General features: G+C 70.5%; 13 protein-coding genes. 10 read left to right on the top strand and 3 right to left on the bottom strand.

The genetic code is table 11. The features are described from left to right. Positions 1–128: 128 nt before the first annotated feature. The 5 genes from ACWDU4_RS10140 to ACWDU4_RS10120 all read left to right on the top strand — a co-directional run bounded on the left by ACWDU4_RS10140 (position 129) and on the right by ACWDU4_RS10120 (position 6,655). Positions 129–914 (top strand): thioesterase family protein, encoded by a 786-nt coding sequence (locus tag ACWDU4_RS10140; RefSeq protein ID WP_450113762.1) that lies wholly within the window; start codon positions 129–131, stop codon positions 912–914. 118 nt (positions 915–1,032) lie between these two features. Then, entirely contained in the window at positions 1,033–3,498 is a 2,466-nt protein-coding gene (locus tag ACWDU4_RS10135; protein WP_450113761.1) for an ATP-dependent Clp protease ATP-binding subunit, read from the top strand. Positions 3,499–3,631: 133 nt separating this feature from the next. Continuing rightward, a complete protein-coding gene (locus ACWDU4_RS10130) occupies positions 3,632–4,870 on the top strand; it encodes a DUF2235 domain-containing protein (RefSeq protein ID WP_450113760.1) in 1,239 nt (412 codons plus the stop codon). Positions 4,871–5,037: 167 nt separating this feature from the next. After that, entirely contained in the window at positions 5,038–5,928 is an 891-nt protein-coding gene (locus ACWDU4_RS10125) for a class I SAM-dependent methyltransferase (protein ID WP_450113759.1), read from the top strand. Between the two features lie 85 nt (positions 5,929–6,013). Next, complete coding sequence (locus tag ACWDU4_RS10120; RefSeq protein ID WP_450113758.1) at positions 6,014–6,655, top strand: dihydrofolate reductase family protein; 642 nt, start codon at positions 6,014–6,016, stop codon at positions 6,653–6,655. Between the two features lie 25 nt (positions 6,656–6,680). Here ACWDU4_RS10120 and ACWDU4_RS10115 read toward each other — a convergent pair whose 3' ends face one another. Further along, a complete protein-coding gene (locus ACWDU4_RS10115) occupies positions 6,681–7,493 on the bottom strand; it encodes a hypothetical protein (protein WP_450113757.1) in 813 nt (270 codons plus the stop codon). Positions 7,494–7,545: 52 nt separating this feature from the next. Here ACWDU4_RS10115 and ACWDU4_RS10110 point away from each other — a divergent pair, with 52 nt between their 5' ends. From ACWDU4_RS10110 to ACWDU4_RS10100, 3 genes are read left to right on the top strand one after another with little or no spacing between them, the layout of a single operon-like run. Then, on the top strand, positions 7,546–8,370 hold the full coding sequence (locus tag ACWDU4_RS10110) for a DUF3097 domain-containing protein (RefSeq protein ID WP_450113756.1): 825 nt from the start codon (positions 7,546–7,548) through the stop codon (positions 8,368–8,370). A gap of 51 nt (positions 8,371–8,421) precedes the next feature. Further along, positions 8,422–8,853 carry an NfeD family protein gene (locus tag ACWDU4_RS10105; RefSeq protein WP_450113755.1) on the top strand — a complete coding sequence of 144 codons (432 nt, stop codon included), beginning with the start codon at positions 8,422–8,424 and terminating at the stop codon, positions 8,851–8,853. A 52-nt stretch (positions 8,854–8,905) separates the two neighbouring features. After that, positions 8,906–10,087 (top strand): SPFH domain-containing protein, encoded by a 1,182-nt coding sequence (locus ACWDU4_RS10100; RefSeq protein ID WP_450113754.1) that lies wholly within the window; start codon positions 8,906–8,908, stop codon positions 10,085–10,087. Positions 10,088–10,121: 34 nt separating this feature from the next. Here ACWDU4_RS10100 and ACWDU4_RS10095 read toward each other — a convergent pair whose 3' ends face one another. Both ACWDU4_RS10095 and ACWDU4_RS10090 read right to left on the bottom strand, forming a co-directional pair. Next, positions 10,122–10,847, bottom strand: coding sequence for a TVP38/TMEM64 family protein (locus tag ACWDU4_RS10095; RefSeq protein ID WP_450113753.1), 726 nt, complete (start codon positions 10,845–10,847; stop codon positions 10,122–10,124). Then, positions 10,841–11,674, bottom strand: a complete 834-nt coding sequence (locus ACWDU4_RS10090) for a PaaI family thioesterase (RefSeq protein WP_450113752.1) — start codon at positions 11,672–11,674, stop codon at positions 10,841–10,843. The genes ACWDU4_RS10095 and ACWDU4_RS10090 overlap by 7 nt, the downstream gene beginning before the upstream one ends. Before the next feature lie 124 nt (positions 11,675–11,798). On the opposite strand from ACWDU4_RS10090, the gene ACWDU4_RS10085 reads away from it, so the two are divergent. Together ACWDU4_RS10085 and scpA are read left to right on the top strand one after the other, a co-directional pair. Further along, entirely contained in the window at positions 11,799–13,679 is a 1,881-nt protein-coding gene (locus tag ACWDU4_RS10085) for a methylmalonyl-CoA mutase family protein (protein ID WP_450113751.1), read from the top strand. Continuing rightward, positions 13,676–15,910, top strand: coding sequence for a methylmalonyl-CoA mutase (scpA, locus tag ACWDU4_RS10080; RefSeq protein WP_450113750.1), 2,235 nt, complete (start codon positions 13,676–13,678; stop codon positions 15,908–15,910). The genes ACWDU4_RS10085 and scpA overlap by 4 nt, the downstream gene beginning before the upstream one ends. Positions 15,911–15,912: the final 2 nt, after the last annotated feature.

The following is a 15,912-nucleotide window of genomic DNA, read 5'->3' as shown; positions in this document are numbered from 1 at the left end:
CGCATCGTCGTCTCCGCGCATTGCCGTCTCCGTACCGTCGCGGTTCGTGTCATGGCCGGCCGAGCTTCAGTCTGACACCCGACGAGACCCCGGCACGTCCCGAAATCGAGATTGGTCACAATTGGATCGTGAGCACTGATGGCTACTTCGTCAGGGTCGACGACCACCGCTACCGCCCGACCGCGCTGACCGGAGGGGCGTGGACCGAGGCGGAACAGCACATCAGCCCGCTGAACGGGCTGATCGTGCACGCGATCGACCGCTTCGTCGCGGCCCGTGGAGCCGACGACCTGGAGATCGCACGGATCAGCATCGACATCCTCGGCGTGCTGGCGATCGAGGACTTCGACATCGCCGTCGAGGTGCTGCGCCCGGGTCGCACCATCGAACTCCTCGAGGCCACCGTGACCGCCGCCGGACGGCCCGCGGTCCGGGCTCGGGTGTGGCGAATGGCGACGTCGGACACCACCGCGGTGGCGGGAGGCCCCTCGCAGGCATTGACCCCGCCGGAGGAACTGCCGACCTGGCCGATGTCGGACCTGTGGCCGGGCGGCTTCATCGCCTCCCTCGACGTGCGGACTGTCGGGGCGCCGCGGCCCGGCCGCACCACGGCCTGGATCTCCACGTCGACGGCGCTCGTCGCCGACGAACCGGTCGGGGCGCTGGCGCGCTACGTCGCGCTCGTCGACACCGCCAACGGGATCGCGGTGCGCCAGCCGCCCACCGAATGGATGTTCCCGAACCTGGACCTGACCATCCACTTCGCCCGGCAGCCGCGCGGGGACTGGGTCGGCCTCGACACCACCGTCACCTTCGGGCCCGACGGGCACGGGCTCACGTCCAGCGTCCTGCACGACCGGCACGGCCCGATCGGGCAGGCCAACCAGATCCTCACCGTCCGCGCGCTCGGCTGAGTCGGCGGCCGCCGGGCGGCACGGTTCGGGTGCGGGGCGGCCGCGGCTGCGTGATGATGGGTGACGGCCCGATACGCACGCGGCCGCTCCGGCCGCACCCGGACAGTCGAGGTATGCGATGACCGACAGTTGGATCCATTCGCGCGATCCGTTCGACGACATCTTCAACCGATTCTTCGGTTCCGGATCCGCGCCCCGATCACCCGTGCAGCGCGTCGACCTGGGGCGGCTGCTGAACGACGACGCGAAACAGCTTGTCGCACTGGCCCGTCAGGCCGCCGACGACTGGGGGAACCCGGAGATCACGCCCGAGCACCTGCTCTATGCCGCGACCCTGGCCGACCCGACCCGCGGGGTGATCAGCGGACTGAACCTGGACCCGGACACGGTGGCCGAGCAGATGCAGGCCGCGATCGGGAAGGGCGACGGCACGGGGGACGGACAGATCACGCTGAGCCCGGCGGCCAAGCTGGCGCTGCGCACCGCGCAACGCGAGGCGGGGCAGGCCGGGATCAGTTACATCGGCCCCGAACACATCCTGTTCGGGATCGCGTCGAACCCGGAGAGCCCGGCGGCGCGCGCGCTGGCCGGCGCCAAGCTCGAGGCCGCCACGGCCGGGGCGCAGGCGCAGAGCACCACCCCGACCCTCGACGAGTACGGCCGCGACCTGACCGCCGAGGCGCGGGAGGGACGGGTGGACCCGGTGGTCGGCCGCGCCGACGAGATCGCGCAGACCGTCGAGATCCTGTCCCGGCGCCGCAAGAACAATCCCGTGCTGATCGGCGATCCGGGAGTTGGCAAGACGGCCATCGTGGAGGGGCTCGCGCAGCGGATCGTCAACGCCGACGTGCCGTCCACCCTCGCCGACCGCCGGGTGATCGCGCTCGACGTCGGATCTCTGGTCGCGGGCAGCAAGTACCGCGGCGAGTTCGAGGAGCGGCTGACGAAGATCCTCGACGAGGTACGCGAGCACTCGGACGAGCTGATCGTGTTCATCGACGAGCTGCACACCATCGTCGGGGCCGGCGCGGGCGGCGAGGGGGCGATGGACGCGGGCAACCTGCTCAAGCCGGCCCTGGCCCGCGGCGACCTGCACGCGATCGGCGCCACCACCATCGACGAGTACCGCCGGTACATCGAGAAGGACGCCGCGCTCGAGCGGCGGTTCCAGCCGGTGATGGTCTCCGAACCGACCGTCGACGACACCATCGAGATCCTGCGCGGCCTGATCGACGTGTACGAGGAACACCACCAGGTGCACTACACCGACGAAGCGCTGGTCGCGGCCGCGGAACTGTCGGATCGCTACATCACCGACCGGTTCATGCCGGACAAGGCGATCGACCTGGTGGACCAGGCCGGTGCCCGGGTGCGGCTGCGCACCAAGACGCCGGACGCCGACACCCGGTCCGCCGAGGACGAACTCGCGCGGCTGCGGCGGGAGAAGGACTCCGCGGTGTCCGCCGAGGACTACGAGCGCGCGAACGAACTCAAGAAGCAGATCACCGAGCAGGAGGAGTCGCTCGGCGCGGCGGCGACCGGCGCGACCCCGGAGGTCGAGGTCGTCGACATCGCGGAGGTGATCTCCCGGCAGACCGGCATCCCGGTCGCGGACCTCACCAGCGAGGAACGCGCGCGACTGCTCAAGCTCGAGGAGGTGCTGCACGCCCGGGTGATCGGGCAGGAAGAGGCCGTCACCTCGGTCGCCGAGGCGGTGCGACGGGCCCGCGCCGGTCTCGCCGACCCGAACCGGCCCACCGGGTCGTTCCTGTTCCTCGGCCCGACCGGTGTCGGCAAGACCGAGCTGGCGAAGGCGCTCGCGGACGCGGTCTTCGGCGACGAGGACCGGATGATCCGATTCGACATGAGCGAGTTCCAGGAGAAACACACCGTCTCCCGGCTCGTCGGGGCCCCGCCCGGGTACGTCGGCTACGAGGAGGCCGGTCAGCTCACCGATCGGGTGCGCAGGCAGCCGTACTCGGTGATCCTGTTCGACGAGGTGGAGAAGGCGCACCCCGACGTCTTCAACATCCTGCTGCAGCTGCTCGACGACGGCCGGGTCACGGACGCGCAGGGCCGCACGGTGGACTTCAAGAACACCATCGTGATCATGACCAGCAACCTCGGCTCCGACCTGATCCTCGGCGCCGACAGCGACGATCTCGAGGCGCTGATGCCGCAGCTGATGGAACGCCTGCACGCGCACTTCCGGCCGGAGTTCCTCAACCGGATCGACGAGACCGTCGTCTTCCACCGCCTCGACAAGGAGCAGCTGCACCAGATCGTCGGGCTCATCCTGGACCGGACGCGGCGGCTGCTGCGCGCCCAGGACGTCGAACTCGACATCACCGACGGCGCGGTCGACTGGCTCGTCGACACCGGTTTCGAACCGCGTTTCGGTGCCCGGCCGCTGCGGCGGACCGTGCAGAAGGAACTGGACAACAAACTGTCCAACCTGTTGCTTGGCGGGGCCGTTTCCGGCGGCGACACCGTGCGAGTGGACGTCGACGAGGCCGGACTGATCCTCGAACGGGTCGCGCCCGACGGCACCGAGGGGACGGTGGACGTGGCGCCCGGGGACTGACCCCCGACACCTGGGTCCCCGACACCCGGGTACGGGTGCCGCCGGAACTCGGGTAGTCCACTACTCGTTTCCACCGCCACGTCCGCCGATAGCGTCGAGACGACCCAGCGGCCGTGGCCAGGGAGGCGAAGTCATGCGGGAGAACAATCCTGTCCCGAAGATGTCCGGATGCGCCGGTACCGACGGTCCCGATCGCGGCGGACCGGCACCGGGGGTCGCTCCCCGAAAGAACATCGTCATCTGTCTCGACGGCACCGGCAATCGCATCCGCGCCTCCGGGAACACCAACGTGATCAGGCTGTTCCGGGCGCTCGAGAACACCGCGGGCCGGCAGATCGTGTACTACGACCCCGGCGTCGGCACCTTCTCGTCCGCCGGCGCATGGACCGCGATCGGGCGGTGGTGGTCTCGCATGCTCGGACTGGCTTTCGGTGTCGGGGTGAAAACCAACCTGGCGGAGGCCTACACCTTCCTGATGAACCACTGGGAACCCGGTGACCGGATCTACCTGTTCGGGTTCAGCCGGGGTGCGTTCACGGCGCGGGCGCTGGCCGGGATGCTGCACCGGATCGGCATTCCCCGGCCGTCGTCCGAGAATTTGGTGCAGTATGCGATCGCTGCATACTCGCGTCGCCGCGCCTGGACCGTCGACGACCGCGAGGAGGCCAAGGAGTTCTCCAGTACCGTCTGTCGAGCAGTCGACGGCGCGGGCAAGGGCCGCTTCTCGGTTCCCGTCCACTACCTCGGGGTGTGGGACACGGTCAGTGCGCCAGGGATATTCCGGCGGGCCCTGCGGTTCGAGAGCACCCGGCGCCTGAAGAACGTGCGGGCCGGCCGCCACGCCGTCTCGCTCGACGAGAAGCGCCGTCCGTACCGGCTGTACCGGGTCGACAATCCCCGGATCGACGAGGTGTGGTTCTCGGGTGTGCACTCGGACGTCGGCGGCGGCTTCTCCGACGACCACAGGCTCGCCGACATCTCGCTGATGTGGATGCTGGACGGTGCGTACCGTCACGGCCTGCTCCTGCGTGAGCGGCACGAGCTACGCGAACTGCCCACCGTGACTGCCGGTGACGCCGTCGGCAAGGTGCACCGGATGTCGTGGTTGTGGGCATTCGTGGGGCGCGGCAGCCGCAAGCCGGGTCCGGGTGCACGGGTTCACGACAGCGTGCGGCTCCGGCGCGAGGAGAGGCCGGACGAGAAATGCGTGCGGTTGCAGGAGCCGGTCTGGGTGGACCCGGGCTGGTGCGGGCCACATGTCTACGGGCACGCCCGGACGCCCAGCCTGGTCGGTCAGTACGCCTCGCCGAACGGAGGCAGGCGTGCCGGCAGGGCCCGCGCCGCGTCGAGCCGTGCTGCGCATCGGGGCTGAGGTGCTTCGCGCGCACGGGTTGCGCTGACAGGCCGGGACGCGAGGTCACGCGCGGTGTCCGCCCTGTCGGCCCAGCTTCGGTCGAACTGGATCACTGAATCGACCCGGAGCGGTGATCGCGCGGTGGCGTAGTGTTCGGGGCGTCGGAACTGGAGGTGCCGGGGTCGATGCGATCCGACGGGGATTCCTGGGACATCGTGAGCGGTGTGGGCCGCACCGCGTTGGGTGTGGCGACCTTTCGCGCGCTGGAGACCGAGCGCCCGGACAACCTGATCACCGACGAGTACGCGCGCTGGTTCGTCGAGGCCGCCGGCGACCCGCACTTCACCGGACTGCTGGCAGACCCGTCGCCGCTGCAGGATCTGCCGTTCTTCTTCCCCGGATTCATGGGTCTTCGGACGAAGTTCTTCGACGAGCACTTCCTGTCCGCCGCGGCCGGCGGGGTGGTGCAGGCGGTGATCCTGGCCGCCGGGCTCGACGCGCGGGCGTACCGCCTCGACTGGCCGGCGGGGACGGCGGTGTTCGAGGTCGATCAGCCGAAGGTCCTCGAATTCAAGGCCGAGGTGCTCGGCGCGCACGGCGCCCGGCCGAAGGCCGATCGGCGGCCGGTCGCCGTCGACCTCCGCGACGACTGGCCCACCGCGCTCGTCGCCGCCGGTTTCGACTCGGAACGTCCGACCGCATGGTCGGCGGAGGGGTTGCTGCCCTATCTGCCGGGCCCCGCGCACGACGCCCTGTTCACCCGGATCGACGAGTTGTCGGCCGCGGGCAGCCGCATCGCCGTCGACGGCTTCGGTGGAAGCGCCGACATTCGTCGGTTCATTGCATTGCGGGACAAGTACTTCGGCAACGAGGCATTCGGCGGAATCGACGTCGCGCAGTTGTTCTACGACGACGAGCGTGCCGATCCGGCGCAGTGGTTGACCGATCGCGGCTGGACGGTGCGGCGATCGACCCCCGTCGACCTTGCCGCGGCATACGGCGTGCAGGTACCCGAACTACCCGACGACCTGGCCGATCTGGCGCGAACCCCGGCCTACCTGGTGGGCGGGAAGTAGGCGGCGCCGGCGCGAACCGATTACTTTGGCCGACCGGACGAGTCTCAACTCCCGTATCACCATCATCGGACAGCGAGGGAGCACAGTGAACCAGCTATTGCGAGTCCAGAACTTCAACGTCTCGAGCGACGGGATCGCCGCCGGGGAGAATCAGAGCTTCGAGAGCCCGTTCGGCTTCGACCACGGCGCCATGTTCGCCTGGGCCGGTGCGACGGCCAGCTGGCCCAACCGCACCGACCCCGGCGGCAGCCGCGGCCTCGACGACTACTTCACCCGAGACTTCGCCAACAACATCGGCGCCGAGATCATGGGCCGCAACAAGTTCGGGCCCCAACGCGGACCCTGGCACGATCTCGAATGGCTCGGCTGGTGGGGCGACGAGCCGCCGTTCCACACCCCGGTGTTCGTGATGACCCATCACAAGCGCCCCTCGTTCGCGCTCTCGGACACCACGTTCCACTTCGTCGACGGCGACCCGGCCACCGTCCTCGAGCAGGCCCGCACGGCGGCGCAGGGCAAGGACGTCCGGCTCGGCGGCGGCGTCACCACCATCCGGCAGTTCCTCGACGCCGACCTCGTCGACACCATGCACGTGGCCGTTTCGCCGTTCGAGCTCGGGTCCGGACTGAAACTCTGGGAGACACCGGAGGAGCTGACCGACCGGTTCCACCTCGAGATCGTGCCCAGCCCGAGCGGCGTGACGCACCACCTGTTCTGGAGAAAGTGACTCGCGCGCAGGGGGTGCTCACCGGTCAGGGGCGGGGTTGTCCGGCGCCCACGCACGACGTCACCGCGGCGACCCGTGCGGTCCGCACCGCCGTCCACAGCGGTCGCAGGGTGTCGTCCCGGGCGCTGGCGCCGGTCGCGGTCTGCGCCCGGCCCGAGGACTCGCCGGCGACAGTGAGGATCGCCGCGACCTGATCGGCGGTGTCGAGGATCCGCAGCGCCCGTGCAGACGTGCCGTCCGGTGTCGTGTGCCGCGAGAGGTCCGCCAGTGCATCCGCGATCCGCGCCCGGGGATCGCCCTGCCCGGGATCGAACCCGCCGTGCATCGACGCGAGCGCGTCGGCGGCGTCCCGGACCGCCTCCCGCAACGCGTACTCCGCCTCGCCGAGACCGAACTGCTCGACCGGACGCGGAATCTCGGGGACCGAGTACACCGTCCACCGCAACACGTCCGGGCCCTCGACGGTCGGCACCACCCCGATTCCCGGGGATCCGGGCGCACCGATCATCACGCCCTGGCCTGCGGCCAGCGCCGCCGCGGCGAACTCGGTTCGGGCGGGCAGCCCGCGGACGTCGCCCGCGGCGGGCAGCACGAGAATCGGCGCCGCCCCGGGATCGGCGGTGGTGACCGCTCGCACCGCGCGCAGCAGTGTCACCGGACCCGCGTCGGTGGGATCGGGCCACGGCAGATCCCACTGCAGCGCGACCTCGGCGTCCGCGGAGGCGATCAGGTGCATCGGGGCCCACGCCCGGACGGCGTCGATCGCGTCGTCGGGTGAACTCGCGCCGGCGAGCCACGCGGCGGACCAGAGAGTGAAGCTGATGCTGGGGCAGGACACGGTAGTCAAGCTTAGGACGGTGCGGCGCGCAGTGGCACTAGCCTGGTCGGTCGTGAGTGGACGCGACATGTACGGCGGGAACATCTTCGACGGGCACACCCGGCGGCGGGCCCGCGAGTACCCGAAGGTGCCCGCCGACCGTGGCCTGGTCGTCGAGGACGCCGCCACCGGATGGTGCGGTGCGGTGGTCGGCATGGAGAAGACCTACGACGGCGACTACGTCCGCCTCGAGGACGGCCGTAAGCAGACCCGGCTGTTCGCGATGCGCGAGGCCGCGTTCCTGATCGACGGCAAACCGGTCACCCTGACCCGGCCGACCGCGAAGAAGCCGGCCGCCGCCACCCGCTCGGCGTCCGGTTCGACCCGCGTCGAGGGATTGAAGGCCCGCACCGCGCTGCCCAGCCGGATCTGGGTGGAGGGCGTGCACGACGCCGCGATCGTGGAACGGGTCTGGGGTCACGACCTCCGGGTCGAGGGAGTCGTCGTCGAGCAGCTCGAAGGTCTCGACAACCTGCCCGAGCGGCTGGCCGAGTTCGGTCCCGGCCCGGGCCGCAAGGTCGGGGTCCTCGCCGATCACCTGGTCGAGGGGTCGAAGGAGACCGCACTGACCCGGGGCCTCGGCCCGTACGTCATGGTCACCGGGCATCCCTACATCGACGTGTGGGAGGCGGTGCGCCCGAAGGCGGTCGGCATCGACGCCTGGCCGAAGATCCCCCGGGGGCAGGACTGGAAGACCGGGGTGTGCCGCGAACTCGGTTGGGGCACACCACAGGACGGCTGGCGTCGGGTGTACGGCGCGGTGTCCTCGTTCCGGGACCTGGAGGCCCCGCTGATCGGCGCGGTCGAGCGGCTGGTCGACTTCGTGACTGTCGACTGATCCCGCTCGCGCGCACCGCCGCCGCGGGCATCCGGGTGGTTAGATGGTGGCGTGGCGGCAGTGATCTGGTTGGTTGCGGGTGTCCTGCTCGCCGCCGCGGAAGCGGCGACGGGCGACTTCTTCCTGCTCATGCTCGCCGGCGGTGCGCTCGCCACGGCCGGGGTGAGCGCCGTGACGGACTTTCCGGTGTGGATCGACGCCGTGATCTTCGCGCTGGTGTCGCTGGTCCTGATCCTCGGTGTCCGGCCGGCCCTGCTGCGGCGATTCGCGACGCCACCGGTGTTGCCGACCAACACGGCCGCCCTGCCGGGCAAGCACGCGCTGGTGCTCGAAGAGGTGTCCGAGCATCAGGGCCAGGTGAAACTGGGCGGTGAGGTGTGGACCGCCCGCCCGCTCGACCACACCGAGGTGTATCCGCCGGGTACCACCGTCACGGTCATGGAGATCGACGGCGCGACCGCCGTCGTGTGGCGGGGACCGTAGACGCCGGGATCTGCAGGCACTCTGTACGGACAAACGCAGGAGGGGATTGGGGATGGCCGCACTGATCGTGCTGGCGGTGATCGTCGTACTCGTGGTGATCGTGGTGGCGAAGTCCGTCGCGCTGGTGCCGCAGGCCGAGGCCGCGGTGATCGAGCGTCTCGGCCGCTACCAGCGCACGGTGTCCGGACAGCTCACGCTGCTGGTGCCGTTCGTCGACAAGATCCGCGCGAAGGTCGACCTGCGGGAACGGGTGGTCTCGTTCCCGCCGCAGCCGGTGATCACCCAGGACAACCTGACGCTCAACATCGACACCGTCGTGTACTTCCAGGTGACGAACCCGCAGGCCGCGGTGTACGAGATCAACAACTACATCGTCGGTGTCGAACAGCTGACCACCACCACGCTGCGCAACGTGGTCGGCGGGATGACCCTGGAGGAGACGCTGACCTCCCGCGACTCGATCAACGGCCAGTTGCGCGGGGTGCTCGACGAGGCCACCGGCCGGTGGGGTCTGCGGGTGGCGCGGGTGGAGCTCAAGAGCATCGATCCGCCGCCGTCGATCCAGGAGTCGATGGAGAAGCAGATGAAGGCGGACCGCGAGAAGCGCGCGATGATCCTCACCGCCGAGGGCAGCCGCGAGTCCGCGATCAAGACCGCCGAGGGCGCCAAGCAGAGCCAGATCCTGGCGGCCGAGGGTGCCAAGCAGGCCGCCATCCTGACCGCCGAGGGCGAGCGGCAGTCCCGGATCCTGCGCGCGCAGGGTGAACGCGCCGCGAAGTACCTGCAGGCGCAGGGGCAGGCGAAGGCGATCGAGAAGGTGTTCGCCGCCATCAAGTCCGGCAAGCCGACACCGGAACTGCTTGCCTACCAATACCTTCAGACCCTTCCGCAGATGGCGCAGGGTGATGCGAACAAGGTGTGGCTGGTGCCGAGCGACTTCGGCGACGCGCTCAAGGGTTTCGCGAAGACCCTCGGCGCGCCCGGCGAGGACGGGGTGTTCCGCTACGAGCCCAGCGCCGAGGAACCGGTCGCGCCGGTGGACGACTCCGACGAGGTCGCGGACTGGTTCGAGTCCAAGACGGACCCGTCGGTCGCGAAGGCCGTCGCGGCCGCGGAAGCCGTGGCGCGCACGCCGGTCGAGACGTCGCTGATCCCCGAGCACGAGCTGCCCGGCGCACCCGGCCAGCACACGTTGCCGACACCGCCGCTGCCGGAGGGGGAGCAGCAGCTCTAGGCGATCAGCGGCCTGGGCCAGGGCCGGTCAAGGTTCACGGATCGACTGGAGTTGTTCCGGTTCCGGGGCGTGACGAGCGCAGCTCGTCGAGGGTCTGCTCCGGACCGGCGGGCACGCCGAGCCGGGCATCGATCACGAGCCCGACGACCCCGATCCCGAGGCAGAGCGCCGACACCGCGAGCAGCGCGGGGGAGGTCCCGCCCCCGATCGCGTCGCCGAGCACCACCACGCCGATCGTGCCGGGGATGATGCCGACGATCGTCGCCAGGATGTACGGAACGAACCGGATCGACGACAGCGCCGCGCAGTAGTTCGTGATCGAGAACGGCATCGGAGCGATCAGCCGCAGCGATCCGACCGCGAGCCAGCCGCGCCGGGCCAGCCGGTCGTCGATCTTCTGCACCGCCGGATGGGTCAGGCGGGCGGCGACCACGTCCCGGCCGAGCGCACGCACGAGGACCAGCGCGATCGCCGCGCTCACCGTCGTCGCGGCGATCGCGATCAGGATCCCGGTGACTGCGCCGAACAGGACGCCCGCGGCGAGGGTGAACACGGTGCGGGGGACCGGGGCGACCGTCACGATCGCGTGCACCGCGAAGAACGCCAGCGGAAACGCCGGGCCCAGCGAGTCGGACCATTCGCGCATCTGGTCGATCGACGGATGCGGCACGAACAGCGCGACCGCGGCCAGCGCCGCGAGCACCACGATCAGGCCGATGGCCTTCGGGCTGCGCAGCCGGCGGACCGCCGCCGTCAGCACGACGCCGAGGCGTCGGTGTCGCGCCGGTCCGTGGCGGGGGCTCCGGCGGCACGCCGGCAGGTGACGGTGGCGACGGAGCAATCGCGGCCGGCGTGGTCGCGGACGGTGACCCGGACCACCGACACCCGCCGGCCCGCCCGCATCACCTCGGCGTCGAACACCGTCGGCCCGTCGAGCGGCACCGGGCGGAAGAAGTTGGCCCGGAGTGCCGCGGTCCGCATCGAAGGCCCGGCGGCGATGCTGCCCGCCAGGTCGAGCGCGCAGGTCTGGATTCCGCCGTGCATCATGCCGAGCACGTTCGACAGCGCCGGGTTCGCGGGCACCGTCAGCCGGGACCCGGTTCCGGTCTCCTCGATCCGGCCGCCGAGAAGGTCGAGCGGCGGCGCCGACGGGCCGTCGGCCATCGGTTCGGGTGCGGTCGCGGTGAGCACCGGACGGTTCTCGCTGACGCCGTCGACGAACGATCCCCACAGGGTTCCGGTCGCGATCAGGGTCCCCGCCGAATCGACGACGCGGGTCGAGCTGAGGCCACCGTCCTCGTCGAGGGTCTCCACCCGCGCCTCCGACGCCAGGTGGGGCCCGCGCCAGCCCGTGGTCGGGGCGAAGTCGACGGACAGGGCGGCACTGACGAGTCCGGCCCGGTCGCCGCGCCGGTGGTACAGGGTGAACCCGAGAATGTCGTCGAGCAGAACGCCGAGGGCGGCGGTGGAGTCCGGGAACCCGGCTCCGAGTGTCATGGACGACCGGTTGACGTGACCGTCCCGGACCGGCCTGCTCACCCCGAACAAGGCCTGCGGGGTCTCGTGCAGATCGGTCGCAATGGTCATGCGGTGAGGTTACCGAAGGGTAGGTGGTCCAGCGGAAAGGGCCCGACGGCACCGGGCTAGCATCACAGGCGGAATGACCATGTCCGAATACCGAGAGGAAGCTGACACCGTGTCACAAGCTCCAGTGCCACGCGCTTCACAGACCGAGGAAGCTGCCCGCGACTACGCGGCGTGGCAGCAAGCGGTGGCTGCGGTGCTCGCGAAGGCCCGCAAGGTCGACGTTTCCGAGCTGCCGGCCGACCCGGAACACCTCCTCGACACCACCACGTACGACGGTGTCACCGTCACCCCGCTGTACACCCGGCGCGAGGAAACCCCCGAGGCCCCGCTGCCCGGTGTGTTCCCGTTCGTCCGTGGTCGCGACGCGCACCGCGACGTGAACAGCGGCTGGAAGGTCAGCGCCGCGTTCGGCGCGGGCGAGAACGATCCGAAGCTGGTCAACGAGGCCGTCCTCGACGGACTCGAGAACGGTGTCAGCGCGATCTGGCTGAGTGTCGGCGGCGCCGGGCTGTCCGCCGACACCCTCGGTGTCGCGCTGGACGGCGTGCTGCTCGACCTCGCGCCGCTGACGCTGGACGCGGGCGCCGACGTCGCCGCGGTCGCCGAACGGCTCTACGCGCTGATCGACGAGCGCGCCGCCGCCGGTGACGGCGTCGCCGACCGGTCCGCGATCACCGTCGGCCTCGGCGCCTCCCCGCTCACCGACGGGTTCGCCGGTACCGACGGTGTCGACCTCGCTGCGGCGGTCGCGCTCGCCGCCGCCGCCACGGCGCGCCCCGAGACCGTCCGCGCGATCACCGTGGACGGCACCGCCTTCCACAACGCCGGTGCCTCGGACGCCGAGGAGCTCGGCGCCGCCGTCGCGGCCGGACTCGAATACCTTCGTGCGCTTGCCGGATCGGACGTCACGATCTCGAAGGCGTTGGGGCAGATCGAGTTCCGCTTCGCCGCCACCGACGACCAGTTCCAGACCATCGCCAAGCTCCGTGCCGGCCGCCGCCTGTGGGCGCGCGTCGCGCAGGTGTGCGGCGCCGGCGAGTTCGGTGGCGCCCCGCAGCACGCGGTGACCTCCGCCGCGATGATGGCGCAGCGCGACCCCTGGGTGAACATGCTGCGCACCACCCTCGCGGCCTTCGGTGCCGGTGTCGGCGGCGCCGACGCGGTGACGGTGCTGCCGTTCGACGTCGCGGTGCCCGAGGGCACCCTCGACACCTCCAAGTCGTTCGCCGCCCGCATCGCCCGCAACACGCAGTTGCTGCTGCTCGAGGAGTCGAACCTCGGCCGCGTGCTCGATCCGGGCGCCGGCTCCTGGTACGTCGAGGACCTCACCGGGCAGGTCGCGGCCAAGGCGTGGGAGTTCGTCCAGCAGATCGAGGCCGCAGGCGGGTACACCGCCGCGCTCGAGTCCGGCGTGATCGCCGACCGCATCGGTGCCACCCGGGCCAAGCGCGACTCCGACATCGCACACCGCAAGACCGCGGTCACCGGTGTCAACGAGTTCCCGAACCTCGCCGAGGCCCCGCTGGCCGAGGGCCCCGCACCGCTCGAGGGCGTCGCCCGCTACGGCGCGGCCTTCGAGGCGCTGCGCGACCGCTCCGACCGGTTCCTCGCCGAGCGCGGCCACCGGCCCAAGGTGCTGCTCGCGGCGCTCGGCCCGGTCGCCGAGCACAACGGCCGCACCACGTTCGCCGCGAACCTGCTCGCCTCCGGCGGCATCGAGGCGGTGAACCCCGGCACCCTCGATCTGGCGACCGTCGCCGGGGTCGTGGCGGAGTCCGAGACCACCATCGCGGTGCTCTGCGGCACCGACAAGCGGTACGGCACCGACGGGGTGCCCGCGGTCGACGCGTTGCGCGCCGCAGGCATCGAGACCGTCCTGCTGGCCGGACCGGAGAAGACGTTCGCCGACGCGCAGGGCGCGGACCGGCCGGACGGCTTCCTGACCGCTCGTATTGACGCAGTGTCGGCCCTGACCGGTCTGCTCGACACCCTGGGAGCGAAATGAGCATCAAGCACACGATCGGCAGCTTCGCCGACGTGCCGCTGACCGACCCGGACTTCCCGGCGCCCGCGGCGCCGACCGCGGCCGACGTCACCGCGCACATCGAGGAAGCGGCACAGGCGAACAACTACGAGGCCGACCAGGTGGTCTGGTCGACGCCCGAGGGCATCGACGTCAAGCCGGTGTACACGAAGGCCGACCGGGACGCCGCCGAGGCGTCGGGCTACCCGCTCGACAGCTTCCCGGGTGCCGCTCCGTTCCTGCGTGGGCCGTACCCCACGATGTACGTCAACCAGCCGTGGACGATCCGTCAGTACGCCGGCTTCTCCACCGCCGCCGAGTCCAATGCCTTCTACCGGCGCAACCTTGCGTCCGGCCAGAAGGGCCTGTCGGTCGCGTTCGACCTCGCGACGCACCGCGGCTACGACTCGGACCACCCGCGCGTGCAGGGTGACGTCGGCATGGCCGGTGTCGCGATCGACTCGATCCTCGACATGCGGCAGCTCTTCGACGGCATCGACCTGTCTCAGGTGTCGGTGTCGATGACCATGAACGGCGCGGTGCTGCCGATCCTGGCGCTGTACGTCGTCGCCGCGGAGGAGCAGGGCGTCACGCCCGAGCAGCTGGCCGGAACCATTCAGAACGACATTCTGAAGGAGTTCATGGTCCGCAACACCTACATCTACCCGCCGAAGCCGTCGATGCGGATCATCTCGGACATCTTCGCCTACACCAGCGCGAAGATGCCGAAGTTCAACTCGATCTCCATCTCCGGCTACCACATCCAGGAAGCCGGTGCGACCGCCGACCTGGAGCTGGCGTACACCCTCGCCGACGGTGTGGAGTACATCCGCGCCGGACTCGACGCGGGCATGGACATCGACAAGTTCGCGCCGCGACTGTCGTTCTTCTGGGCGATCGGCATGAACTTCTTCATGGAGGTCGCCAAGCTGCGCGCCGGGCGTCTGCTGTGGAGCGAGCTGGTCGCGAAGTTCGACCCGAAGAGCGCCAAGTCGCTGTCGCTGCGCACCCACTCGCAGACCTCCGGCTGGTCGCTGACCGCGCAGGACGTGTTCAACAACGTCGCGCGCACCTGCGTCGAGGCGATGGCCGCGACCCAGGGCCACACCCAGTCGCTGCACACCAATGCGCTCGACGAGGCGATCGCGCTGCCGACCGACTTCTCGGCCCGCATCGCGCGCAACACCCAGCTGCTGCTGCAGCAGGAGTCCGGCACCACCCGGCCGATCGACCCGTGGGGCGGCTCGCACTACGTCGAGTGGCTCACCAACGAGCTGGCCAACCGGGCACGCGCGCACATCGCGGAGGTCGAGGAGGCCGGCGGTATGGCGCAGGCCATTTCCGAGGGCATCCCGAAGCTGCGCATCGAGGAGGCCGCGGCCCGCACCCAGGCCCGCATCGACTCGGGTCGGCAGCCGCTGATCGGCGTCAACAAGTACGTGCCGGACGAGCCGGACAGCATCGAGGTGCTCAAGGTCGACAACACCAAGGTGCGTGCCGAGCAGCTGGCGAAGCTGCAGCAGCTGCGCACCGATCGGGACGAGGCGGCCACGCAGGCCGCGCTCGCCGAGCTGACCCGCGCCGCCGCCGCGACCGAGGGCGGCATGGAGAACAACCTGCTCGCCCTGGCCGTGAACGCGGCCCGCGCCAAGGCCACCGTCGGGGAGATCTCCGACGCGCTGGAGAAGGTGTACGGGCGCCACCAGGCCGAGATCCGGACCATCAGCGGGGTGTACCGGGACGAGGCCGGAAAGTCGGAGAACATTTCCACGGCAACCGAACTCGTCGAGAAGTTCGCGGAGGCCGAGGGTCGCCGTCCGCGAATCCTCGTCGCGAAGATGGGTCAGGACGGTCACGACCGAGGCCAGAAGGTGATCTCCACCGGGTTCGCCGACCTCGGATTCGACGTCGACGTGGGACCGCTGTTCCAGACCCCCGAGGAGGTCGCCCAGCAGGCGGCCGACGCCGACGTGCACATCGTCGGTGTCTCCTCCCTCGCCGCAGGCCACCTCACCCTGGTGCCTGCGCTGCGGGAGGCACTCGCGGAGGTCGGCCGCCCCGACATCATGGTCGTGGTCGGCGGCGTCATCCCGCCCGGTGACTTCGACGAGCTGTACGAGGCGGGCGCCGCGGCGATCTTCCCGCCCGGTACGGTCCTCGCGGACGCGGCGGTCGGGCTGCTGACCAAGCTGTCGGATCAGTTGGGACACTGATC

This window comes from Rhodococcus sp. NPDC003348 (assembly GCF_053589375.1).
Note: the sequence above shows the minus strand (reverse complement) of the source record. Positions and strands in the feature narration are given on the sequence as shown.